We start from the raw sequence: 22,118 nt of genomic DNA on the forward strand, positions 1-22,118 counted from the left end.
CAGCCGATATGCCACGTAGCCTTAAGAAGGGTCCCTTCGTGGACGACCACCTGCAGAAGAAGGTGGACGTCCAGAACGAGAAGGGCACCAAGAACGTCATCAAGACGTGGTCGCGGCGCTCCATGATCGTTCCCGACATGCTCGGGCACACGATCGCCGTGCACGACGGCCGTAAGCACGTCCCGGTGTTCATCACCGAGTCGATGATCGGTCACAAGCTCGGAGAGTTCGCCCCGACGCGGACGTTCCGCAGCCACGTCAAGGAAGACCGGCGCAGCCGGCGATAGACGCCTTCAGAAGCATTCAGAGGAGTAAGCGATGGAAGCCAGGGCTCAGGCGCGGTTCGTCCGCGTCACGCCCCAGAAGGCCCGCCGTGTGGTGGACCTCATTCGCGGGCTGCCCGCTTCGGAGGCGCAGGCCGTGCTGCAGTTCGCTCCCCAGTCGGCGAGCGAGCCGATCTACAAGGTGCTCAGCAGCGCCATGGCGAACGCCGAGCACAACTTCGACCTCGACCCGCAGACGCTCGTCGTCAGCCGGGCCTGGGTCGACGAGGGCCCGACGCTGAAGCGGTTCCGCCCGCGCGCACAGGGTCGTGCCTATCGGATCAACAAGCGGACGAGCCACATCACCGTGATCGTGGAGTCCCGCGAGCCGAAGGGAAGGACCCGATAGTGGGCCAGAAGGTTAACCCGCACGGGTTCCGCCTCGGCATCACGACCGACTTCAAGAGCCGGTGGTACGCCGACAAGCTGTACAAGTCCTACGTCGCCGAGGACGTGGCGATCCGCCGCATGCTGCAGAAGGGCATGGAGCGGGCCGGCATCTCCAAGGTCGAGATCGAGCGCACCACGGACCGCGTCCAGGTGGACATCCACACCGCGCGTCCCGGCATCGTGATCGGCCGCCGCGGCGCCGAGGCCGACCGCATCCGCGGTGACCTGGAGAAGCTGACCAAGAAGCAGGTCCAGCTCAACATCCTCGAGGTCAAGAACCCGGAGATCGACGCGCAGCTCGTCGCGCAGGGCGTGGCCGAGCAGCTGTCCAGCCGTGTCTCGTTCCGCCGCGCCATGCGCAAGGCGATGCAGTCGGCCATGAAGTCCGGCGCCAAGGGCATCCGTGTCCAGTGCTCCGGTCGTCTGGGCGGCGCCGAGATGTCGAGGTCGGAGTTCTACCGTGAGGGCCGCGTGCCGCTGCACACGCTCCGCGCGGACATCGACTACGGCTTCTACGAGGCCCGTACGACCTTCGGCCGCATCGGCGTGAAGGTCTGGATCTACAAGGGCGAGGCTCCGACCAGCCGCGCCGAGCGCGAGGCGGCTGCCGCCGGCGCCCGGGCCGGCCAGCGTCGCGAGCGTGACGACCGTCGCGGTGGCGGCGAGCGTCCGCGCCGTGGCGGCGACCGCGCGCGCCGCGGTAGCCGCGCCCCCCGCACCGAGGCGGCCGCGCAGGCCGCCCCCGAGACCGGCCCGGCCGCGCAGCCGGGTGCTGAAGGGAGCTGACCATGCTGATCCCGCGCAGGGTCAAGCACCGCAAGCAGCACCGGCCCGACCGCAGCGGAGCCGCCAAGGGCGGCACCAGGGTCGTGTTCGGCGAGTTCGGCATTCAGGCCGTTGAGCACTCCTACGTGACCAACCGCCAGATCGAGTCGGCTCGTATCGCCATGACCCGTCACATCCGCCGTGGCGGCAAGGTGTGGATCAACATCTACCCCGACCGTCCGCTCACCAAGAAGCCGGCCGAGACCCGCATGGGTTCCGGTAAGGGTTCGCCTGAGTGGTGGATCGCCAACGTCAAGCCCGGACGTGTGATGTTCGAGCTGTCCGGCGTGGCGGAGCCGGTCGCTCGCGAAGCGCTTCAGCGTGCGATCCACAAGCTCCCGATGAAGTGCAAGATCGTTAAGCGTGAAGTGGGTGAGGCGTGATGGCTAAGGGCCTGACCGCCGGCGAGCTGCGAGTGGAGGACCAGGACACCCTGGTCCAGAAGCTCAAGGAGGCGAAGGAGGAGCTGTTCAACCTCCGCTTCCAGGCGGCGACCGGTCAGTTGGAGAGCCACGGGCGGCTGCGGGCCGTCCGCCGCGAGATCGCCCGTATCTACACCGTGATGCGCGAGCGGGAGCTCGGCATCGTCACGGTCGAGAAGGAGTCGAGCGATGGCTGACGAGACCACCACCAGCACCGAGACCGCCGAGGCCGCGGACGCGCAGCGGAACTTCCGCAAGGTGCGCGAGGGCCTCGTCGTCAGCGACAAGATGGACAAGACCGTCGTCGTCGCCGTCGAGGACCGCGTCAAGCACCGCCTGTACGGCAAGGTCATCCGCCGGACGACCAAGTACAAGGCGCACGACGAGGCCAACGCCTGCGGCGTCGGCGACCGCGTGCTGCTGATGGAGACCCGCCCCCTCTCCGCCACCAAGCGGTGGAGGGTCGTGGAGATCCTCGAGAAGGCCAAGTAAGGCCCTCTCGCACATACCGCGCCCCGTGGGGGCTCTCAAGAGCCCCCATGACGGCGTCCAAGGACGCGAGGTCCTCCGGGGCCTCGCGTCGCCTGCGGTGCGGCCCCAGTGGGGCTGTGGCCGTGGGAACAAGACAACAGCAGGTTCCGCCAGGCTCAGCGATGAGAACCGGCGCGACTAACAGGAGTTGAACGTGATCCAGCAGGAGTCGCGGCTCAAGGTCGCCGACAACACGGGCGCGAAGGAGATCCTTTGCATCCGTGTGCTCGGCGGCTCGGGCCGACGCTACGCCGGTATCGGCGACGTGATCGTCGCCACTGTCAAGGACGCGCTGCCGGGCAGCACGGGCGTCAAGAAGGGCGACGTGGTCAAGGCCGTCATCGTCCGCACGGTCAAGGAGCGCCGCCGGCCCGACGGCTCCTACATCCGCTTCGACGAGAACGCCGCCGTCATCATCAAGGACAGCGGTGACCCTCGTGGCACTCGTATCTTCGGCCCGGTCGGCCGCGAGCTGCGTGACAAGAAGTTCATGCGCATCATCTCGCTCGCCCCGGAGGTGCTGTAATGCCGAAGCTGCACGTGAAGAAGGGTGACCTGGTCGAGGTCATCGCCGGCAAGGACAAGGGCGCCAAGGGCCGGATCATCGCCACGCTCCCGCGCGAGGACCGCGTGGTGGTCGAGGGCGTCAACATGATCAAGAAGCACGAGAAGGAGACCCACCAGGGTCCGCGCGGCGCCAAGACCGGCGGCGTGCAGACCATGGAGGGCCCCATCCACGCCTCGAACGTGAAGAAGCTCAAGGACGACAAGCCCGCCGACAAGAAGGCCGACGACAAGAAGGCCGACGAGAAGACGGGTGAGGACAGCTGATGACCGCCACCACCACCGAGACCGAGCGCCCGACGCCCCGTCTCAAGACGAAGTACCGCGAGGAGATCGTCGGACAGCTTCGCGAGCAGTTCGACATCAAGAACGTCATGCAGATCCCCGGTCTGACCAAGATCAAGGTCAACATGGGTGTCGGCGAGGCGGCTCGTGACTCCAAGCTGATCGAGGGCGCCGTCCGCGACCTCACCGCGATCACCGGCCAGAAGCCGGCCGTCGTCCGGGCCCGCAAGTCCATCGCGCAGTTCAAGCTGCGCGAGGGCATGCCGATCGGCGCGCACGTCACGCTGCGCGGCGACCGCATGTGGGAGTTCCTGGACCGGCTGCTGGCCCTCGCGCTGCCCCGTATCCGGGACTTCCGCGGCCTTTCGCCCAAGCAGTTCGACGGCAACGGGAACTACACCTTCGGTCTGACCGAGCAGGTCATGTTCCACGAGGTCGACCAGGACAAGGTCGACCGGCCGCGCGGTATGGACATCACGATCGTGACCACCGCGACCAACGACGACCAGGGCCGGGCGCTGCTGAAGCTCCTCGGCTTCCCGTTCAAGGAGGCCTGATCCAATGGCGAAGAAGTCGCTGATCGCCAAGGCGGGGCGCAAGCAGAAGTTCGAGGTCCGGGCCTACACCCGGTGCTCGCGGTGCGGCCGTCCCCGCGCCGTCTACAGGAAGTTCGGGCTGTGCCGCGTGTGCTTCCGCGAGATGGCGCACCGGGGCGAGCTGCCCGGCATCACCAAGTCGAGCTGGTAGGTAACCTGGTGGGCGGCTGTGCCGCTCATCAGGCACTCATATTTTCGTAGTACAAGGATCAGGACGCCCGGTGCGGGCGTCCGTGACCACGCCGAAGGTCCACCGGCAGAGCGCTGCTTGGCCGACTGGAAACCGCGGCGAGGAAGGCCACTGGCCATGACGATGACCGACCCGATCGCAGACATGCTCACGCGTCTGCGCAACGCGAATTCGGCGTACCACGACAGCGTGTCGATGCCGTACTCGAAGATCAAGGCGCACATCGCCGAGATCCTCCAGCAGGAGGGCTACATCCAGGCCTGGACCGTCGAGGACGCCAAGGTTGGCAAGAACCTTGTCGTGGAGCTCAAGTTCGGGCCGACCCGTGAGCGGTCGCTCGCGGGTCTGCGCCGGGTCTCCAAGCCCGGCCTGCGGGTCTATGCGAAGAAGGACAATCTGCCTCGAGTCCTGGGCGGGCTGGGCGTCGCGATCATCTCGACGTCCCACGGCCTCATGACCGACAAGCAGGCCGGCAAGCGTGGCGTGGGCGGGGAAGTCCTCGCCTACGTCTGGTAGAGGGGAGGAACCCAGCATGTCGCGTATCGGACGGCTGCCCATCCCTGTGCCCAGTGGCGTGGACATCACGATCGACGGCCAGAGCGTTCAGGTGAAGGGCCCTAAGGGCACGCTTATCCACAACGTCGCGGAGCCCATCACGGTGGGTCGCGACGACGACGGCTCCATCGCCGTCACCCGTCCCAACGACGAGAACAAGGTCCGTGCCCTGCACGGCCTCTCGCGCACGCTCATCGCCAACATGGTGCAGGGCGTGACCCAGGGCTACTCGAAGTCGCTGGAGATCGTCGGCGTCGGTTACCGCGTCCAGGCCAAGGGCCCGACGCAGCTGGAGTTCTCCCTGGGCTTCAGCCACCCGGTCATCGTGGACGCCCCCGAGGGCGTCACCTTCCGCGTCGAGAAGCCGACGCTGTTCCACGTGGACGGCATCGACAAGCAGAAGGTCGGCGAGGTCGCCGCCAACATCCGCAAGTTGCGCAAGCCTGACCCGTACAAGGGCAAGGGCGTGCGTTACCAGGGCGAACAGATCCGCCGCAAGGTCGGAAAGGCTGGTAAGTAGGCATGGCTCCGAAGACTGCGTTCAGCAAGCACACGGCTGCCCGCACCGTCTCGCGGGCCCGCCGTCACCGCCGCGTCCGCAAGAGCGTCGTCGGTACGGCCGAGCGTCCGCGCCTGGTCGTCAACCGCTCGACTCGTCACATGTTCGTCCAGATCGTGGACGACTCCGTCGGCCACACGCTGGTGAGCGCGTCCACCATGGACCCCTCGCTGCGCACGCTGGAGGCGGACAAGACCGAGAAGGCGAAGAAGGTCGGCGAGCTCCTCGCTCAGCGGGCCAAGGAAGCCGGGATCACCAAGGTCGTCTTCGACCGCGGTGGCAACCGCTACGCGGGGCGCATCGCCGCGCTGGCGGACAGCGCCCGCGAAGGTGGGCTCGAATTCTGATGACCGCAAATGCTGAGATGAGGAACCACTGATGGCTGCAGCTCCGCGTCGCGGTGGCGGCACCGGTGGCGAGCGGCGGGACCGTCGTGACGATCGCCGCGGTGGCGCCGCCGACAAGGGCGTCTCGTACATCGAGCGCGTAGTGAAGATCAACCGAGTGGCCAAGGTCGTGAAGGGTGGTCGTCGCTTCAGCTTCACCGCCCTCGTCATCGTCGGTGACGGCAACGGCCTGGTCGGCGTCGGCTACGGCAAGGCCAAGGAAGTGCCCGCGGCCATCGCCAAGGGCGTCGAAGAGGCCAAGAAGCACTTCTTCAAGGTGCCGCGGATCCAGGGCACCATCCCGCACACCGTGCAGGGCGAGGAGGCGGCCGGTGTCGTCTTCCTGCGTCCGGCCTCGGCCGGTACCGGCGTCATCGCCGGCGGCCCGGTGCGCGCGGTGCTGGAGTGCGCCGGCATCCACGACGTCCTGTCGAAGTCGCTCGGCTCCGACAACCCGATCAACATCGTGCACGCCACCGTGGCCGCGCTGAAGGGCCTGTCGCGCCCCGAGGAGATCGCCGCCCGCCGTGGCCTGCCGATCGAGGACGTGGCTCCTGCCGCCATGCTCAAGGCTCAGCGCGAGGGCCTGGCGGAGGCCGCGGCCTCTAAGGCGGTGAGCTAGTCATGGCACGCCTGAAGATCACTCAGGTTCGCTCGAAGATCGGTGGCAAGCAGAACCAGCGTGACTCGCTGCGTTCGCTTGGCCTGAAGCGAATCGGCGACGTCGTCGTCAAGGAGGACCGTCCCGAGATTCGCGGGATGGTCGCCGTGGTGACGCACCTCGTCGAGGTGGAAGAGGTCGACTAGTCATGACTGACAAGGCTCCGCTCAAGATTCACGACCTCCGTCCGGCTCCGGGCGCCAACAAGGCCAAGATCCGCAAGGGTCGTGGCGAGGCGTCCAAGGGCAAGACGGCCGGTCGGGGCACCAAGGGCACGCACGCCCGCACCACGATGCTCCCGGGCTTCGAGGGTGGCCAGGTGCCGCTGCAGAGGCGTCTGCCGAAGCTCAAGGGCTTCTCCAACGCCCTGTTCAAGACGACCTACCAGGTCGTCAACCTGGACCGGATCGGCGAGCTGTTCCCCGAGGGTGGCGAGGTCACCGTCGAGGCGCTGGTCGCCAAGGGCGCGGTTCGCAAGAACCAGCTTGTGAAGGTCCTCGGCACGGGCGAGATCTCCGTCGCGGTCAACGTGCAGGCGCACGCCTTCTCGTCCGCGGCGAAGGAGAAGATCGCCGCGGCCGGTGGCTCCGTTACCGAGCTGTAGTAACGCTATGACGAGGCGTGGGGGCCCTGACAATGGGCCCCCACGCCCGTAGTGCGTTAGAGTTCGCGAGACGGCAGGCTTCTGTCCGGCTCGTTCTGACAATGAGACTCAGATGGCAGATCCCCGCACCATCGCATACTCAATTCGCCTCATAGGCGCGCAGGAGGGACCGTGCTGACCGCGTTTACCCGGGCGTTCCGGACGCCGGACCTGCGCAAGAAGTTGCTCTTCACGCTGGGCATCATCGCGCTTTTCCGTCTCGGCTCGGTTCTTCCGACTCCGGGAGTTCACGTCCAGAATCTGGCCGCCTGTTTCAACCAGGCGCGCGCCGATCAGGAGACCGGCAACATCTACGGGATGGTGCAGCTCTTCAGTGGTGGCGCCCTCCTGAAACTTTCAGTGTTCGCGCTGGGCATCATGCCGTACATCACCGCGAGCATCATTCTCCAGCTGCTCGTCGTGGTCATCCCACGACTTGAGGCGCTGAAGAAGGAAGGCCAGGCCGGCCAGACCAAGATCACGCAGTACACCCGCTATCTGACCATCGGTCTCGCGGTCCTGCAGTCGACGGCCTTCATCGCCCTGGCCCGCACGGGGCAGCTCTTCCCGAACTGCCAGCAGAGCGTGCTGCTCGACCCCGACGACATCTTCAGCATCGTCACGATGGTCGTCATCATGACGGCGGGCACCTCGGTCATCATGTGGCTGGGTGAGCTGATCACCGACCGCGGCGTCGGCAACGGCATGTCGATCCTGATCTTCACCCAGGTCGTGGCGGTCTTCCCGTCCGAGCTGGTCAACATCTTCAAGGCCAACCCGTTCACCTTCACGGTGGTCATGGTGGTCGGCATCTTCATGATCGCGGCTGTGGTCTTCGTCGAGCAGGCGCAGCGCCGCATCCCGGTCCAGTACGCCAAGCGCATGGTCGGGCGCCGGATGTACGGCGGCACCTCGACCTACATCCCGCTGAAGGTCAACCAGGCCGGCATCATCCCGGTGATCTTCGCGTCCTCGCTGCTCTACCTGCCGCAACTGGTGACCTCGCTCTTCCAGACGAGCGACAACGCGGTCATCAGGTGGATCTCGCAGAACCTCGCCACGGGGGACACGCCGATCTACATGGCGACGTTCTTCCTGCTGATCATCTTCTTCACGTACTTCTACGTGTCGATTACGTTCAACCCCGCTGAAGTCGCCGACAACATGAAGAAGTACGGTGGGTTCATTCCGGGCATCCGCCCCGGTCGCCCGACGGCTGAGTACCTCAACTTCGTGCTCACCCGCCTGACGGCTCCGGGGTCGCTCTATCTGGGTCTCATCTCCATGGTCCCGATCGTCGCCCTTGCGGTGTCCGGTGCGAGCCAGAACTTCCCGTTCGGAGGGACGAGCATTCTGATCATGGTAGGCGTCGGCCTGGACACCGTTAAGCAGATCGAGAGCCAGCTGCAGCAGCGTAACTACGAAGGCTTCCTGCGGTAGTGCGTCTCGTTCTGGTGGGGCCTCCCGGAGCGGGTAAGGGGACTCAGGCCCAGTACATCGCATCGAACCTGTCCATCCCGAAGATCTCGACAGGTGACATCTTCCGTGCCAACGTCTCCGGCGGCACGGACCTCGGCAAGCTGGCCAAGACCTACATGGACCGCGGCGACCTGGTGCCCGACGAGGTCACCATCGCCATGGTCCGCGACCGTCTGTCCGAGCCCGACGCGCAGGACGGCTTCCTGCTCGACGGGTTCCCGAGGAACGTCGCGCAGGCGGAAATCCTGCGCGACATGCTCAAGGACTGGGGCCAGGCGCTCGACCTGGTCCTGGAGCTGGTCGTGGACGACGACGAGGTGGTCAGGCGGCTGGCCGGCCGGCGCACCTGCAGCCAGTGCGGCCGCATCTGGCACGTCGACTTCGATGACAAGAAGGACGACAGGTGCGACGCGTGCGGGGGCCTGCTGTTCCAGCGGGACGACGACAAGGAGGAGACCGTCCGGCACCGGCTGGAGGTCTACCAGGAGCAGACGGCGCCGCTGGTCTCCTACTACGCGGAGGAGGGCATCCTCGTGGGGGTCGACGCGACCGGCCCGGTCGAGGAGGTCACCGGGCGGGCCATGGAGGCGATCAGCCCGTTCATGGGCTAGCTGCGGCGGCATGTCGGCAGGCGGAGGTGGCACGGGTTTCCGTGCCACCTCGCGGCTATTGTGGGGGGAATTGGGCCCCCGACGTGGCCCGTTGAGACCCATGGGGGGCAGAAGATGTTCAAGAGGAACCGGCACGGCATCCAGATCAAGTCGCCGGAGCAGCTGGAGAAGATGCGCGCGGCCGGGCTGGTCGTGGGGCGCACCCTGGACCTGCTGAAGCGCTCGGTCGAGCCCGGCATGACGCCGCTCGACCTCGACTCCATCGCCGAGAAGGCGATCAGGGACGAGGGCGCGATCCCGTCGTTCAAGGGCTACCAGGGCTTCCCCGCGACGATCTGCGCGTCGGTCAACGACGAGGTGGTCCACGGCATCCCCACCGACGCCCGCAAGCTGCGCGAGGGCGACGTCATCTCCATCGACTGCGGCGCCATCCTGGACGGCTGGCACGGCGACTCGGCCGTGACGGTCCCGGTCGGGGAGGTGGACCCCAAGCTGACCGAGTTGATGCGGGTGACCGAGGAGGCCATGTGGCGCGGCATCGCGGCGCTGCGGCCCGGCCGTCACCTGTCGGACATCGGCTTCGAGATCGAGAAGTACGTCAAGTCGCAGGGCCGCTTCGGCATCCCTCCGGAGTACGGCGGCCACGGCATCGGCACCGAGATGCACATGGATCCGTGGATCGCCAACCACGGCCGGCCCGGGCGGGGCCCGGTGCTGGAGGAGGGCATGTGCCTGGCCATCGAGCCCATGGTCAACCTGGGCACCGAGCGCACCCGGGTGCTGTCCGACGAGTGGACCGTGGTCACCGTGGACGGGAAGTCGTCGGCGCACTTCGAACACAGCGTCGCCGTGACACATAATGGTCCTTGGGTGCTTACTGCCCTGGACGGGGGCGAATCGCGCCTCGGAGGACATCCGCAGAGCTGAACCGGGAGTGGTGGGATGGCGAACAGCCCTGAGATGCGAGCCTCGGACGGTGACCGTGACCGGGTCGCCGCCGTCCTCCGCGAGCACACGGCCCAGGGCCGCATCACCATGGACGAGTTCAACGAGCGCCTCGAACAGCTCTACAAGTCCAAGACCTACGGTGAGCTGGCCCGGCTGACCGCCGACCTGCCGGACGTCGACCTGCGCAACCGCCCCAAGGTCTCCAAGGAGGTCGAGAAGCGCGAGACGCACGCGGGCATGAAGGCGGCGTGGAGCGCGTGGGCCATCGCCAGCGGCGTGAACTGGGTCGTCTGGTTAATGGTGCAACTGAACTCCGACGGCTTCGTCTATCCCTGGCCGATGTGGGTCATGGGCCCGTGGGGCGTGATCCTGCTGATCAGCACTCTCTTCGGGAACAACCAGCCCAAGCGGCAGCCGTAGGGGTCTGTGCACTAGTGCACTGTGTGCATTCGTCCGCAGAACGGAAATGTCGGGATTCCTAACGTGAGCGGTGTCGGCACCACCACTCATCGGAGGAACCCAGATGCGCACGATGTTCGCGGCCGCCGCCCTCGCCGGCTCGATCGCCGTCACCGGCCTCACCCTCGCCGCCCCCGCCGCCCAGGCCGCCACCAGCCACACGACCGCGGGGAGCTCGGTGAAGAGCTGGGGCAAGTACTACTCCAGCAACCGCAAGGCCTACACCTACGGCAAGACCTGGAAGTCCGGCAACCGGGTGTACACCCACTGGTACGGCAAGGAGTCCACGCCGAAGAAGGGCTACGTCTGGTTCAAGTACTACTCGGGCGGGAGCTGGCACTCGTTCTACCGCGGCTGGAACGGCTCCCACCACGAGACCTGGTCACAGCCGGGCATCAAGAAGCTCTACACCTACACCTGCTGGGGCGGCCCCACGAAGTACTGCGGTCCGACGCACCGCATCTACTGACCGTCCTTCTCGCAAAGGTCCGCCGGGCTCCCGCCTCTGGCGGGCCTTTCGCGGTGTACGGGTGCGGTACACTCTTACATGGTTGTGTCAGGACACCTGGCACGCGTTTCGCGTTTTTGGCTCAGGTGTCGTACACTCCTTAGTCGGCTCACTATGACTTGTCACGCGTCGGCGGTCCTCGCTGATCGCCGCTCTCTCCGAAGCGTGAAGGTCGCGGCTGCGTAGTGAACCGGAGCCTCAGACGACCGATCAGTGAAACGCGAGGAATTCTTTGGCCAAGAAAGACGGCGCCATCGAGATCGAGGGCACTGTGGTCGAGTCGCTCCCGAACGCCATGTTCCGGGTGCAGCTCGACAACGGCCATAAGGTCCTGGCCCACATCAGCGGACGGATGCGGATGCACTACATCCGGATTCTGCCGGACGACCGGGTAGTCGTTGAGCTGAGCCCCTACGACCTCAGTCGTGGGCGGATCGTCTACCGATACAAGTAAGACGTCTGAGGAACGAAGGACAATGAAGGTAAAGCCGAGCGTCAAGAAGATCTGCGACAAGTGCAAGGTGATCCGCCGGCACGGTCGCGTCATGGTGATCTGCGACAACCTGCGCCACAAGCAGCGCCAGGGCTAAGTCGCCGCAAGGCTTCTCCGAGTCCGCCCCGATCGCGGGAGCGGGCTCGACGCATGAGGAGCCTCCAGTCAGTAAGCGCGTTTCACACCTGAGCAGGCGACTGCCGGTCGAACCACTCAGGAGACCCCCGGTCGGAGGCCGGGGCCCTCACCCCGGGCATGGGGAGGGGTAGTGCGGCGCAAGACCTCCGCCACAGAAAAGGAGAATGCCCGACCATGGCTCGCCTGGTTGGCGTCGACCTCCCCCGCGACAAGCGGCTGGAGATCGCTCTCACCTACATTTACGGGATCGGCCGCACTCGCGCCCAGGAGATCCTCGAGGCCACCGGTGTCAGCGGGGACCTTCGCGTCCACCAGCTCAGCGACACCGAGCTCGTCCCGATGCGTGACTACATCGAGGCGAACTTCAAGATCGAGGGTGACCTGCGCCGCGAGGTCCAGGCCGACATCCGTCGCAAGATCGAGATCGGTTGCTACCAGGGCATCCGGCACCGTAAGGGCCTGCCCGTGCACGGTCAGCGCACGCAGACCAACGCGCGCACCCGCAAGGGCAAGAAGAAGACCGTCGCCGGCAAGAAGAAGCCCGGTAAGAAGTAGTCCTCGCAGCCGCTGGACCGAAGACCTCAGGAGTAACGGCAAACAATGCCTCCTAAGAGCCGTCAGGGCGCGCCGAAGAAGGTGCGCCGCAAGGAGAAGAAGAACGTCGCTCACGGGCACGCCCACATCAAGAGCACGTTCAACAACACGATCGTCTCGATCACCGACCCCAACGGGAACGTGATCTCCTGGGCCAGCGCCGGCCACGTGGGTTTCAAGGGCTCCCGCAAGTCCACCCCGTTCGCCGCCCAGATGGCCGCCGAGAACGCCGCCCGCCGCGCCATGGAGCACGGCATGCGCAAGGTCGACGTCTTCGTCAAGGGTCCCGGCTCCGGCCGTGAGACCGCGATCCGCTCGCTGCAGGCCACCGGCCTGGAGGTGGGCTCGATCCAGGACGTCACCCCGGTTCCGCACAACGGTTGCCGGCCGCCCAAGCGCCGCCGCGTCTGAGATAGCGCAGGAGATTAGAGACACATGGCTCGTTACACGGGCGCGGACTGCAAGCTGTGCCGCCGCGAGAAGACCAAGCTCTTCCTCAAGGGCAGCAAGTGCGAATCCGCCAAGTGCCCCATCGAGATCCGTCCTTACCCGCCGGGTGAGCACGGCCGCGGACGTCCCAAGGAGTCCGAGTACCAGCTTCAGCTTCGCGAGAAGCAGAAGACCCGCCGCATCTACGGCGTCCTCGAGAAGCAGTTCCACAACTACTACGAGGAAGCCTCCCGCAAGACGGGCAAGACCGGTGAGGTGCTGCTCCAGATCCTGGAGAGCCGCCTCGACAACGTGGTCTACCGCGCCGGTTTCGCCCAGTCGCGCGACGCCGCCCGCCAGCAGGTCCGTCACGGGCACATCCTGGTGAACGGCAAGAAGGTCGACATCCCGTCCTACCTGGTCCGCGAGCACGACATCATCGAGGTCCGCGAGAACAAGCGCAACCTCATGCCGTACGAGGTCGCGCGGGCCACGGCCGGCGACCGCACGATCCCGGCCTGGCTGGGCGTCGTGCCGGACAAGCTCCGCGTCCTGGTGCACCAGCTGCCCGTCCGGCAGCAGATCGACACCCAGGTCCAGGAGCAGCTCATCGTCGAGTACTACTCGAAGTGAGCCTCGGCCGAGGTGCGGTTCGCCGTACCTCGGCTACGCTTTTCATCGGAGTGGCGTCATATAGCGGGCGCCACACGAAAAAGGGGAGAACCCGACCATGCTGATCGCTCAGCGCCCGACTCTCCTGGAAGAGTCGCTCGACGACACCCGGTCCCGGTTCGTGATCGAGCCGCTGGAGCCGGGCTTCGGTTACACCATCGGCAACTCGCTGCGTCGTACGCTGCTGTCGTCCATCCCGGGCGCGGCCGTGACGAGCATCCGCATCGAGGGCGTGCTGCACGAGTTCTCGACCGTTCCCGGGGTCAAGGAAGACGTCACCGACATCATCCTCAACCTCAAGGAACTGGTCGTCTCCTCGGAGCACGACGAGCCGGTCGTGATGTACCTCCGCAAGCAGGGCCCGGGCGAGGTCACCGCCGCCGACATCGCGCCTCCGGCCGGTGTCGAGGTGCACAACCCCGAGCTGCGGATCGCCACGCTCAACGGCAAGGCCAAGCTGGAGATGGAGCTGACCGTCGAGCGCGGTCGCGGCTACGTCTCCGCCGCCCAGAACAAGCAGCCGGGCCAGGAGATCGGTCGCATCCCGATCGACTCGATCTACTCCCCGGTGCTCAAGGTCACCTACAAGGTCGAGGCCACCCGAGTCGAGCAGCGGACCGACTTCGACCGGCTCATCCTCGACGTCGAGACCAAGCCCGCCATGAAGCCCCGCGACGCGGTGGCCTCCGCCGGCAAGACCCTCGTCGAGCTCTTCGGCCTGGCCCGTGAGCTCAACGTCGAGGCCGAGGGCATCGACATCGGCCCGTCGCCCACCGACGCCGCCCTGGCGGCCGACCTGGCGCTGCCGATCGAGGAGCTCAACCTCACCGTCCGCTCGTACAACTGCCTCAAGCGCGAGGGCATCCACACCGTGGGCGAGCTCGTCGCGCGGAGCGAGCAGGACCTGCTCGACATAAGGAACTTCGGCGCCAAGTCGATCGAAGAGGTCAAGCAGAAGCTGCACGAGATGTCGCTGTCGCTCAAGGACTCCCCGCCCGGGTTCGACCCGAGCGCGGTGGCCGGCGGCGGCTACGACGACGACGACAGCGCGTACGTCGAGACCGAGCAGTACTGATCACACACTGATAGCGCGGGCCCCCTGGCGATCAGGGGGCCTGGCGGCCCGACTCCGGTACCTGGCACGGCCGGGGCGGGTTGACTCCGAGGAGAGAATCCCATGCCCAAGCCCACCAAGGGTGCCCGTCTTGGCGGCAGCCCGGCGCACGAGCGGCTGATCCTGGCCAACCTGGCGACCGACCTGTTCCGGCACGGCAAGATCCGCACGACGGTCGCGAAGGCCAAGCGCCTGCGTCCGGTCGCGGAGCGCCTGATCACCAAGGCGAAGAAGGGCGACATCCACAACCGTCGCCAGGTCCTGACCGTCGTCAGGGACAAGGGCGTCGTTCACCACCTCTTCACCGAGATCGCGACGACGTTCGCCGAGCGTCCGGGCGGCTACACCCGGATCACCAAGATCGGTCCGCGTAAGGGCGACAACGCCCCCATGGCGATCATCGAGCTGGTGACCGAGCCGCTGAACGCCGTCACCACGCGCCGCACCGAGGCCCCGGCCGCCGCTCCGGCGACCGAGGAGGCCCCGAAGGCCGAGGCCGCCGAGGCCGACGCCGAGGAGCCCAAGGCCGAGGCCGCCGAGGCTCCGGAGGCTCAGGCCGCCGAGGGCGCCGGCGACGCGGAGAAGAAGGACGAAGCCTGATCTTTCAGGCAGGCCGCATCGGGCCCGGACCCCTCCACGGGGGCCGGGCCCTTTGCTCTCTCAGGGGAGGGTTCAACGTGGTACGGCTCCGCCTCGACCTCGCGTACGACGGGAGCGACTTCTCCGGCTGGGCCAGGCAGCCCGGCCGGCGTACGGTCCAGGGCGAGCTCGAACAGGCGCTCGGCCGGATCCTGCGCCTCGGCGAGCCCGCCACGCTGACCGTGGCGGGGCGGACCGACGCCGGGGTGCACGCGCGCGGCCAGGTCGCCCATCTGGACGTGCCGGACGACGCCCTCGCCGAGCTGGACGGCAACAGGGGGCCGCTCGGCGAGGCGGAGCGGCTCGCTGCGCTCGTGAGGCGGCTTGGTGGGGTTCTGCCCCTGGACGTACGGGTTCATCGCGTCAGCGTGGCTCCTGAGGGCTTTGACGCCCGGTTCTCGGCGACCTTCCGGCGGTACGCGTACCGGGTGTGCGACACGGCGGGCGGCGTGGACCCGCTGCGGCGGCACGAGATCGTCTGGCACAACCGGCCTCTCGACCTCGCCGCGCTCAACGCCGCGGCGGCCCTGCTGCTCGGCGAGCACGACTTCGCGGCCTTCTGCAAGCGACGCGAAGGCGCCACGACCATCCGCGAGCTGCGGCGGCTCGACTGGGCGCGCGAGCCCGGCGGCGTGCTCGTGGCCACCGTCGTCGCCGACGCGTTCTGCCACTCGATGGTGCGGGCGCTGGTCGGGTCGCTGCTGTCGGCCGGCGACGGGCGGCGGCCGGTGGAGTGGCCGGGACAGGTGCTCGTCCGGGCCGTACGCGACTCGGGCGTGCACGTCGCCCCCGCCCACGGGCTGTGCCTGGAGGAGGTGGGCTACCCGCCGGACGCGGAACTCGCCGCGCGCGCGGCGGCCACGCGGCGGGTGCGCACCCTGCCGGCCGCCGGCGACGCGGACTCAGCCGCCGGTGACGCGGCGCTCCAGGACGAGTGAGGTCTGGTCGCGGAAGGCGCCGCTGACCTTCGGCAGCGTCTTCTCCTTGTCGGTCGGGGTGCGGCCGTCGGCGTACGTGGCGTAGCTGAAGACGACGTAGCGGCCCCAGACGAGGCCGGCCGCGTACCCGCCGGCGATCTGCACCCGGTCGCCGCCGGAGCCCTTGGGGCCGGGAAGCGGGCGGAACCAGACGTTCTTCGCGAGGTCCTTCGTCTGGTCGACGGCCGTGGCGGCGTCCTTGGTCGGCAGGACCGCGATGCCCGTGGTGACCGCGTAACGCTTCTTGCTGTCCACGTAGGTGGCGCGGAGCACGCGGGTGCAGCCCTGCGCCTTCAGCGCCTCGGCGAACGCGCCCGCGGCGGCCTTGTCGCAGGTCGTCTCCATGCCGGCCTTGACCCGCTTGAACGTCGTGCCGGCCGCGCTCACCTTCTTCTCCGGGAACGCCTCGGACAGCGACAGCTTCTGCGGGTCGCTCTGCTCCGAGTCCAGGACGGACGTGCCGGGGCCGTCGGTGGTGACGGCCGTCTGCTGGGGCTGCCCCTGCCCCTGACCGACCTGGTCGGTCGGAGCGCCCGTGCGGGCGGCGGCCGTGGTCGGGGCCGGGTCGCTCACCGCCTGATAGGCGAAGAAACCGCCGGTGGCGACGCCCACCAGGGCGAGGGCGCCCAGGGTGACCAGCAGCGCCCGCTTCCCTCCGCCGGACGGGGGCGGGGGCGGCGGCGGGATCTGGAACGGGGCCTGCTTGAACGCCCCCGGCGGGAACGCCGGGCCGCCCGCCGCGCCCTTGCCCGGCGTGGTCGTGGCCAGACCGTGGGGCGGGGTCGGCAGGTCCAGGCTCGTGGACCGGCGCTGGCCCCAGGTGTCGCGGGAGAAGGGGAGGTCGGGGAGCTTCTGCGGGGCCGTCGCGCCGCTGCCGCCGCCCGGCGGGAGCGGCGGCCAGACGGGGACGTCCCCGGGCTCCGGGGGGCGGACCGGGGTGGGGGCGTTCGGGTCGAAGGGGGTGGCCGGGGGCTGGTCGTCGGTGTTCGCGGGCGGTGCGGTGCCCTGGGGCGGGGTGGGCGCCTCGGAGGGGGTGATCGCCTGGGACGGCACGGTCGCGTCCCCGGGCGGCGGCTGATGGGCGGGGAGGGTGTCCACGGTCTCGGCCACGGGGGCGGAGAGGGGGATCATGTGCCCGCCGCTGCCGCTGCCGCTGCCGCTGCCGCTGCTGCCGCTGCTGCTCTGCCGTTGCGGGTCGTCCGAGGGGTGCCGGTGAGGGCCCTGCGGGGGAACGGGGACAGCACCGGGACGGGTGGCGTCCGGGTCGGTGGGCGCACCCTCCTGCCTGGGGTCGTCGCCGTGGTGTGACGCGGGGTGCCCGGGGGCGGCGGCGTTCAGGCCCGGGACCGGGACGCCTGCGCCGGGCATGGCGGCCGGGCCGGGCGTGGAGATGCCCGAGCTGGGGGCCGGAGCGCCTGGGCCGGTGGCGGGGAAGGCAGTGAGCCCGGGGGCGGGCTGTGAGAGGCCGGCGGGGCGCTGGACGGGATGCGGGCCGCTCGGCCCTTGCGGGTCGCTCAGACCTTGTACGCGGCTCGCGCCCTGAGGGTGACTCGGGTCCTGAGGGTGGCTTGCGCCCTGAGGGTGGCTCGGGTTCTGCGGGTGGCCGGGCTGAGGCTGGTCCGGCGTGGGCGCGGCGGAATGGTGGGGCGGGCGAACGGTGCCCTCCGGGTCGGTGGCGTTGGCGTCGAAAGCGGAGGCGGAGGCGGAGGTTGGGACGGAGGGCTGCGGCTCGTCGGGCTCGGCCACCAGCTCTCCGGTGGCGGCGGGCCACGGCGGCATGGGGTGCGGGTCCGAGAGCGGTGCGGGCCACACGGGCATGCCCGCCGCCGCGGCGGTGAAGGCGGGAGGCGGCTCCCACGGGGGCGCACCCGGCACGACCGGGTCCACGGGCCAGGACGGGAGGTCCTGCGCGGCCGGCTGCTGGGACGCGGGACGGCCTTCGAACGGCGGGGCGGTGGACGGCGGGACGGCGGGCGGTGGGACGGCGGACGGTGGGACGGCGGGCGGCCAGGGCGCACCCTCGGCGGGCAGATGGCCGATCACGCCCTGGAGGTCCGCCTGGAGCGGCCCCACCCACGGGGTCTCGGCGGACGGCTGCCGGGGTTGCGTCGCAGCGGCCTGAGGGGGATCGGCCTGCAGGGAGGCAGCCTCCGGAGAAGCGGCGTCCGGAGAAGCGGGGTAGGGGGAAGCGGGGTAGGGGGGAGCGGGGTAGGGGGAAGCGGCGTGCGGAGGAACGGGCTGCGGGCCGCTGATGTGCGGGTGGGCGGTCCCCGAGCCGGGGGCCTGCTCCATCGCGGGCGGGTGGGTGGCGTGTGGCCCGCTCGTGGGCTCCGGATGGAGGGCGTGGGGGCCGCTGGCTTGCTGCCCCGCGTACGGGCTGGGGGGCTCAGTGGCGTGCGGCCCGTTCATGGGCTGTGAGATGCCGGGGCCGTAGGTGGGCTGCGGGCCACTGGGTTGCTGGGCGGCGTGCGACTGGGCCGGGTACGGCACCGTCGGCGGGTGCGGAGCAGCGCCGGCGACCTGGGAGGGGACGGGGTACGGGTTGGCGCCGGAGTGGGCCGAGCGACCGTAGCCGGAGTGCGGCTGGACGGGGAGGTCGGCGGCGGGGCCGGGCTGAGCGGGACCGGGCTGCTGAGCGGGGCCGGGCTGGGGGGCGGCGTGGCCGGGCTGGGGGATGGCGTGGCCCGGCTGGGTGGGGCCTGGGGTGGGGGGTGCGGGGTGGCGGGGGGTGTGGGGTGGGGATGTGGTGTCGGCGTGGTCGGCGTACCAGTCGTACGGTGTGCCGGCGCCCCCCGGCACCTCCCACGGCTGTACGGGGCCCCCTGAATCCGCCGGCGGGTCGCCAGGCGCGGATCCGAGGATCGGGGGGACGACGGACACGGTCTCGTCGCCGGTCGGCTCCTCTGGGGAGGCGAAGGCCGGCGGTACGGCTCGCCCGTTGGTCTGGCCGAAGCTAGGCGGCGGCGTCGCAGGCCGGGCGGTGTTGCCGGTGCCCTTGCGATCGCCTTCAGACCCGGGTTCCTGACCACGCATAGGGGGAGCCTAGCGAGAGAGGCGAGATCGTTACGTCGGTATGGGCGTTCCCAGAGGGATCGGGCGACCTGTTTGGGCGGGTTGAGGCGGTCGAAGACGGATTACGTCAGCGGGCTGCCGGTCAGCGTCCGGTTGTCCAGAGCTTTGAAGACCGTCGCCTTCGTGATGTCGTCAATCGCCTGCGAAATGCGCTTTTGTCCCTTGGAATCGGGCTTGGTGCCGTCCTTGTTCTGGAACCAGACGAGGACCGCGTAGTGGCCGTGGGTCCAGATCCGCGCGCCGCCGCTGCCCGATCCTAGAAACTTGGTGACACTGTCCTTACCGGTCAGCGGCTTCACGTAGTTCTGCTCGTCGCCGACCTTGGCCACCTTGCCGGCGTTCTTGCCGGTCGAGAGGTTGGCCAGGCCGACCGTGCCGATCACCGTGCCCGCCTTGTCGCGGAAGCTCGCCCGGACGAGCTGCGTGCACTTGGCGGCCTTGAGCGCCTTCTGGAGCTTGTCGCCGAGCGCGCCGTCGGTGCACTTCTTGTCCTTGCTGGTGATCGTCATCTCGTAGCCGCGGCCGGACGTGGTGAACTTCCGCTTCTTGCCGAAGACCTCCTTGACCGAGATCGGGTCGGGGTCGGTGGAGCGGTTCTCGGCGTAGCCGTACTTGCCGGGCGGCACGGACGGCAGCGGGGCCGAGGTGCGCTGCGGCTCGGCGGTCTCGGCGCTGGTGGGGCCGCCCGCGTTCCACATCAGGGCGATGGCGCCGCCGAGCGCGCCGAGCAGCGCCACGCCGCCGATCGCGAACCACAGCGGCGCGCGCGAACGCGGCCCCTCGTCGTAGGGGCTCCAGCCGATCCTGCTGTTGACCTGCGTCGCGGCGCCAGGAGCGGGCTCGCCGGGAGGCTCCGCGCCGGGGGCCGGCTGCGGAGCGGGGGCGGCGTCCTCGAAGGGGCGGGCGCGGCGCGAACGACGGGGGGCACGCTCCTGGGCGTTCTCAGGCTGCTCGGGAAAACCCATGCGGCGACATTACCGCGACGTGGCTCACTGAGTTCCGAAGTCCTGGGTCCACCAAGGGCCGTCGGGGCCGGAGGCGACGCCGACGCCGATGGCCCTCAGCCGGCAGTCGAGGATGTTCCTGCGGTGGTCGGCGCTGTCGAGCCAGCCGCGCACCGCCTCCTCGGCCGTGCCGTAGCCGGCGCCGATGTTCTCGGCGGCGCCGTAGCGGTAGCCGGCGCGCTCCATGCGGTCCCACGGGGAGTCGCCGCCCGGGGAGTTGTGGGTGAGCCGGCCGGTGCGGGCCATCTCCAGCGCGTGCGTACGCGCCGAGCGGGTCAGCCGGGAGTCCACCCGCAGCGGCCCGCAGCCCCGCCGGGCCCTGGCCGCGTTCGTGAGCGTGACGACCCGGCCCGCAAGGCCGGGGATCAGCGCCACCTCGGTGCCCTGGTCGCCGCCGAGCACCTGGGTGGGGTCGCCCTGGTCGTCGAAGGAGCCGGGGATCTGGCCGTCCGGGCGCGAGGCGCTGGGCCTGGGGGTCGCGCCGCCGGGCAGCCGGTTGGTCGTGACCTCGCGCGGGATGCTCTCAAGCTGCTGGTACGCCTTCTTCTGCAGGGTCGGCGCGGGGTTGGCCGTGGCGGCGGCGGGCGGGGCGGTGCCGTTGAGGTAGATCCGGGCGTCGGGCTCGGGGTCGTCCGTCAATCGGCCGATCAACACGCCGGTGAACAGCACGGCGAGCATGAGGCAGGTCAACACTCCCAGATGGCTCCGGCGCCGAGCGCCCCGCTGGGATGGCCGGGTGTGAGAGGTCTGCCACATACCGCAAACAACGATAGGGATGAAAGGTCATGGGAAAGAAGGGGTTCCAGGGAACGAAATCGAACCGTTCTGAGTCGGGTAGACTCTTCCGCGGGTACCGGTCTTTTGACCTGCAGACAGGTGGGCGGGTAACCTAATCGTTCGTTGTGTGCATAGGTCCAGCGTGACCAATGCGCGGCGCGTCCGGCGTCATCTCCCGTAGCGAGGAGACGGAAGGTCCGGGCTGCCGTGTGCCCGCACCGACCGACCAATGTGGCTGTCGCATCCGACAGCGCCGAAGACGCGAGCATAAAGAAGGCTACGACCGTGCGCACGTACTCACCGAAGCCCGCCGACGTCCAGCGTCAGTGGTACGTCATCGACGCGACCGATGTCGTGCTGGGCCGGCTGGCCAGCCACGTCGCGACCCTGCTCCGCGGCAAGCACAAGCCGATCTTCGCCAACCACGTCGACACCGGTGACTTCGTCATCGTCATCAACGCGGACAAGATCGCGCTGAGCGGCAACAAGCTTGAGCAGAAGAAGGCGTACCGCCACTCGGGCTACCCGGGCGGTCTGCGTTCCGTCTCGTACGGCGAGCTCATGGAGAAGCGGCCCGACAAGGCCGTCGAGAAGGCCGTCAAGGGCATGCTGCCGAAGAACTCCCTCGGCCGGAAGATGGCCAAGAAGCTGAAGGTCTACGCGGGTGCCGAGCACCCGCACCAGGCCCAGAAGCCCGTGCCGTTCCAGATCACCCAGATCGCCCAGTAGTAGTACGAAAGATTTAGAGGAGAACCGTGGCTGAGCCCACCGGTGTCGAGACGGTCGAGGCCGAGCTGGAGGACTACTCCGGCGAGGACTTCCCTTCCGAGTACACCACCGAGTCCACCGCCAGCGCTGACGCGCCTGTGCGTAAGCCCGTCACGACGGGCAACTCGTACGGCACCGGCCGCCGGAAGGAGGCGATCGCCCGCGTGCGCATCGTCCCCGGCACCGGCAAGTGGACGATCAACGGTCGTTCGCTGGACGTCTACTTCCCGAACAAGGTCCACCAGCAGATCGTCAACGAGCCCTTCGTGGTGCTCGGCGCCGAGGAGGCGTTCGACGTCATCGCCCGCATCGACGGCGGCGGCGTGACCGGCCAGGCCGGTGCGCTGCGCATGGGCCTGTCTCGCGCGCTGGCGATCCTGGACGTCGAGGTCAACCGCCCGCCGCTGAAGAAGGCCGGCTTCCTCACCCGTGACGCCCGCGCCACGGAGCGGAAGAAGTACGGCCTCAAGAAGGCCCGCAAGGCTCCGCAGTACAGCAAGCGCTAA

At 68.7% G+C, this 22,118-nt stretch carries 34 protein-coding genes; 31 read left to right on the forward strand and 3 right to left on the reverse strand.

Features of this window, described 5'->3' with window-relative positions:
* Nucleotides 1-8 precede the first annotated feature (8 nt).
* The 29 genes from rpsS to truA all read left to right on the forward strand — a co-directional run bounded on the left by rpsS (nt 9) and on the right by truA (nt 15,952).
* Nucleotides 9-287 carry a 30S ribosomal protein S19 gene (rpsS, locus tag Nocox_RS04310; protein WP_026214153.1) on the forward strand — a complete coding sequence of 93 codons (279 nt, stop codon included), beginning with the start codon at nt 9-11 and terminating at the stop codon, nt 285-287.
* 31 nt (nt 288-318) lie between these two features.
* Nucleotides 319-672, forward strand: a complete 354-nt coding sequence (gene rplV, locus Nocox_RS04315; RefSeq protein WP_020542306.1) for a 50S ribosomal protein L22 — start codon at nt 319-321, stop codon at nt 670-672.
* Nucleotides 672-1,499 carry a 30S ribosomal protein S3 gene (gene rpsC / locus Nocox_RS04320; RefSeq protein ID WP_020542305.1) on the forward strand — a complete coding sequence of 276 codons (828 nt, stop codon included), beginning with the start codon at nt 672-674 and terminating at the stop codon, nt 1,497-1,499. The genes rplV and rpsC overlap by 1 nt, the downstream gene beginning before the upstream one ends.
* Before the next feature lie 2 nt (nt 1,500-1,501).
* The gene (gene rplP / locus Nocox_RS04325; RefSeq protein WP_020542304.1) at nt 1,502-1,921 is read left to right on the forward strand and encodes a 50S ribosomal protein L16; all 420 of its coding nucleotides are present in this window, start codon (nt 1,502-1,504) and stop codon (nt 1,919-1,921) included.
* A complete protein-coding gene (gene rpmC, locus Nocox_RS04330; RefSeq protein ID WP_026214152.1) occupies nt 1,921-2,157 on the forward strand; it encodes a 50S ribosomal protein L29 in 237 nt (78 codons plus the stop codon). The genes rplP and rpmC overlap by 1 nt, the downstream gene beginning before the upstream one ends.
* Complete coding sequence (gene rpsQ, locus Nocox_RS04335) at nt 2,150-2,452, forward strand: 30S ribosomal protein S17 (protein ID WP_020542302.1); 303 nt, start codon at nt 2,150-2,152, stop codon at nt 2,450-2,452. Before rpmC ends, rpsQ begins: the two co-directional genes overlap by 8 nt.
* 193 nt (nt 2,453-2,645) lie before the next feature.
* Complete coding sequence (gene rplN, locus Nocox_RS04340; RefSeq protein WP_026214151.1) at nt 2,646-3,017, forward strand: 50S ribosomal protein L14; 372 nt, start codon at nt 2,646-2,648, stop codon at nt 3,015-3,017.
* Nucleotides 3,017-3,322 carry a 50S ribosomal protein L24 gene (rplX, locus tag Nocox_RS04345; RefSeq protein ID WP_020542300.1) on the forward strand — a complete coding sequence of 102 codons (306 nt, stop codon included), beginning with the start codon at nt 3,017-3,019 and terminating at the stop codon, nt 3,320-3,322. Before rplN ends, rplX begins: the two co-directional genes overlap by 1 nt.
* Nucleotides 3,322-3,897, forward strand: coding sequence for a 50S ribosomal protein L5 (gene rplE, locus Nocox_RS04350; protein WP_020542299.1), 576 nt, complete (start codon nt 3,322-3,324; stop codon nt 3,895-3,897). The genes rplX and rplE overlap by 1 nt, the downstream gene beginning before the upstream one ends.
* Before the next feature lie 4 nt (nt 3,898-3,901).
* Nucleotides 3,902-4,087 carry a type Z 30S ribosomal protein S14 gene (locus tag Nocox_RS04355; RefSeq protein WP_020542298.1) on the forward strand — a complete coding sequence of 62 codons (186 nt, stop codon included), beginning with the start codon at nt 3,902-3,904 and terminating at the stop codon, nt 4,085-4,087.
* A 156-nt stretch (nt 4,088-4,243) separates the two neighbouring features.
* Nucleotides 4,244-4,642: a 30S ribosomal protein S8 gene (rpsH, locus tag Nocox_RS04360; RefSeq protein ID WP_020542297.1), complete on the forward strand. Its 399-nt coding sequence runs from the start codon at nt 4,244-4,246 to the stop codon at nt 4,640-4,642.
* A 16-nt stretch (nt 4,643-4,658) separates the two neighbouring features.
* The gene (rplF, locus tag Nocox_RS04365; RefSeq protein ID WP_020542296.1) at nt 4,659-5,201 is read left to right on the forward strand and encodes a 50S ribosomal protein L6; all 543 of its coding nucleotides are present in this window, start codon (nt 4,659-4,661) and stop codon (nt 5,199-5,201) included.
* 2 nt (nt 5,202-5,203) lie between these two features.
* The gene (gene rplR / locus Nocox_RS04370) at nt 5,204-5,587 is read left to right on the forward strand and encodes a 50S ribosomal protein L18 (protein WP_020542295.1); all 384 of its coding nucleotides are present in this window, start codon (nt 5,204-5,206) and stop codon (nt 5,585-5,587) included.
* Nucleotides 5,588-5,618: 31 nt separating this feature from the next.
* The gene (gene rpsE, locus Nocox_RS04375) at nt 5,619-6,248 is read left to right on the forward strand and encodes a 30S ribosomal protein S5 (protein ID WP_020542294.1); all 630 of its coding nucleotides are present in this window, start codon (nt 5,619-5,621) and stop codon (nt 6,246-6,248) included.
* A 2-nt stretch (nt 6,249-6,250) separates the two neighbouring features.
* Complete coding sequence (gene rpmD / locus Nocox_RS04380) at nt 6,251-6,433, forward strand: 50S ribosomal protein L30 (RefSeq protein WP_020542293.1); 183 nt, start codon at nt 6,251-6,253, stop codon at nt 6,431-6,433.
* 2 nt (nt 6,434-6,435) lie between these two features.
* Entirely contained in the window at nt 6,436-6,891 is a 456-nt protein-coding gene (gene rplO / locus Nocox_RS04385; protein WP_020542292.1) for a 50S ribosomal protein L15, read from the forward strand.
* A gap of 171 nt (nt 6,892-7,062) precedes the next feature.
* Entirely contained in the window at nt 7,063-8,370 is a 1,308-nt protein-coding gene (gene secY, locus Nocox_RS04390) for a preprotein translocase subunit SecY (RefSeq protein ID WP_020542291.1), read from the forward strand.
* Nucleotides 8,370-9,020 carry an adenylate kinase gene (locus Nocox_RS04395; protein ID WP_020542290.1) on the forward strand — a complete coding sequence of 217 codons (651 nt, stop codon included), beginning with the start codon at nt 8,370-8,372 and terminating at the stop codon, nt 9,018-9,020. The genes secY and Nocox_RS04395 overlap by 1 nt, the downstream gene beginning before the upstream one ends.
* A gap of 114 nt (nt 9,021-9,134) precedes the next feature.
* On the forward strand, nt 9,135-9,947 hold the full coding sequence (gene map / locus Nocox_RS04400; protein ID WP_020542289.1) for a type I methionyl aminopeptidase: 813 nt from the start codon (nt 9,135-9,137) through the stop codon (nt 9,945-9,947).
* A gap of 15 nt (nt 9,948-9,962) precedes the next feature.
* The gene (locus tag Nocox_RS04405; protein WP_020542288.1) at nt 9,963-10,388 is read left to right on the forward strand and encodes a DUF1707 SHOCT-like domain-containing protein; all 426 of its coding nucleotides are present in this window, start codon (nt 9,963-9,965) and stop codon (nt 10,386-10,388) included.
* A gap of 103 nt (nt 10,389-10,491) precedes the next feature.
* The gene (locus Nocox_RS04410; RefSeq protein WP_020542287.1) at nt 10,492-10,896 is read left to right on the forward strand and encodes a hypothetical protein; all 405 of its coding nucleotides are present in this window, start codon (nt 10,492-10,494) and stop codon (nt 10,894-10,896) included.
* A 271-nt stretch (nt 10,897-11,167) separates the two neighbouring features.
* Nucleotides 11,168-11,389, forward strand: coding sequence for a translation initiation factor IF-1 (infA, locus tag Nocox_RS04415; RefSeq protein WP_012887858.1), 222 nt, complete (start codon nt 11,168-11,170; stop codon nt 11,387-11,389).
* A 22-nt stretch (nt 11,390-11,411) separates the two neighbouring features.
* The gene (gene rpmJ, locus Nocox_RS04420) at nt 11,412-11,525 is read left to right on the forward strand and encodes a 50S ribosomal protein L36 (RefSeq protein ID WP_003956441.1); all 114 of its coding nucleotides are present in this window, start codon (nt 11,412-11,414) and stop codon (nt 11,523-11,525) included.
* Between the two features lie 215 nt (nt 11,526-11,740).
* Entirely contained in the window at nt 11,741-12,121 is a 381-nt protein-coding gene (rpsM, locus tag Nocox_RS04425) for a 30S ribosomal protein S13 (RefSeq protein WP_020542286.1), read from the forward strand.
* A 45-nt stretch (nt 12,122-12,166) separates the two neighbouring features.
* Nucleotides 12,167-12,571, forward strand: a complete 405-nt coding sequence (gene rpsK, locus Nocox_RS04430) for a 30S ribosomal protein S11 (protein WP_020542285.1) — start codon at nt 12,167-12,169, stop codon at nt 12,569-12,571.
* 24 nt (nt 12,572-12,595) lie between these two features.
* Nucleotides 12,596-13,222, forward strand: coding sequence for a 30S ribosomal protein S4 (rpsD, locus tag Nocox_RS04435; RefSeq protein ID WP_020542284.1), 627 nt, complete (start codon nt 12,596-12,598; stop codon nt 13,220-13,222).
* 97 nt (nt 13,223-13,319) lie between these two features.
* Nucleotides 13,320-14,336 (forward strand): DNA-directed RNA polymerase subunit alpha, encoded by a 1,017-nt coding sequence (locus Nocox_RS04440; RefSeq protein WP_020542283.1) that lies wholly within the window; start codon nt 13,320-13,322, stop codon nt 14,334-14,336.
* Between the two features lie 102 nt (nt 14,337-14,438).
* Entirely contained in the window at nt 14,439-14,975 is a 537-nt protein-coding gene (rplQ, locus tag Nocox_RS04445; RefSeq protein WP_020542282.1) for a 50S ribosomal protein L17, read from the forward strand.
* A 77-nt stretch (nt 14,976-15,052) separates the two neighbouring features.
* Nucleotides 15,053-15,952 carry a tRNA pseudouridine(38-40) synthase TruA gene (gene truA, locus Nocox_RS04450; protein ID WP_020542281.1) on the forward strand — a complete coding sequence of 300 codons (900 nt, stop codon included), beginning with the start codon at nt 15,053-15,055 and terminating at the stop codon, nt 15,950-15,952.
* On the opposite strand, the gene Nocox_RS04455 is transcribed toward truA, so the two are convergent.
* The 3 genes from Nocox_RS04455 to Nocox_RS04465 form a co-directional block, all read right to left on the reverse strand.
* Nucleotides 15,917-18,790, reverse strand: coding sequence for a hypothetical protein (locus Nocox_RS04455; protein WP_157382943.1), 2,874 nt, complete (start codon nt 18,788-18,790; stop codon nt 15,917-15,919). The two genes, truA and Nocox_RS04455, sit on opposite strands and share 36 nt — an antisense overlap.
* Nucleotides 18,791-19,125: 335 nt before the next feature.
* Complete coding sequence (locus tag Nocox_RS04460; RefSeq protein ID WP_020542279.1) at nt 19,126-20,028, reverse strand: hypothetical protein; 903 nt, start codon at nt 20,026-20,028, stop codon at nt 19,126-19,128.
* A gap of 24 nt (nt 20,029-20,052) precedes the next feature.
* The gene (locus Nocox_RS04465) at nt 20,053-20,757 is read right to left on the reverse strand and encodes a CAP domain-containing protein (RefSeq protein ID WP_157382942.1); all 705 of its coding nucleotides are present in this window, start codon (nt 20,755-20,757) and stop codon (nt 20,053-20,055) included.
* Between the two features lie 372 nt (nt 20,758-21,129).
* Here Nocox_RS04465 and rplM point away from each other — a divergent pair, with 372 nt between their 5' ends.
* Both rplM and rpsI read left to right on the forward strand, forming a co-directional pair.
* Nucleotides 21,130-21,573 (forward strand): 50S ribosomal protein L13, encoded by a 444-nt coding sequence (gene rplM, locus Nocox_RS04470; RefSeq protein ID WP_020542277.1) that lies wholly within the window; start codon nt 21,130-21,132, stop codon nt 21,571-21,573.
* A gap of 26 nt (nt 21,574-21,599) precedes the next feature.
* Nucleotides 21,600-22,118: a 30S ribosomal protein S9 gene (gene rpsI / locus Nocox_RS04475; protein WP_020542276.1), complete on the forward strand. Its 519-nt coding sequence runs from the start codon at nt 21,600-21,602 to the stop codon at nt 22,116-22,118.

It is taken from the genome of Nonomuraea coxensis DSM 45129, from assembly GCF_019397265.1.
In the GTDB taxonomy this organism is placed as follows: Bacteria; Actinomycetota; Actinomycetes; order Streptosporangiales; family Streptosporangiaceae; genus Nonomuraea; species Nonomuraea coxensis.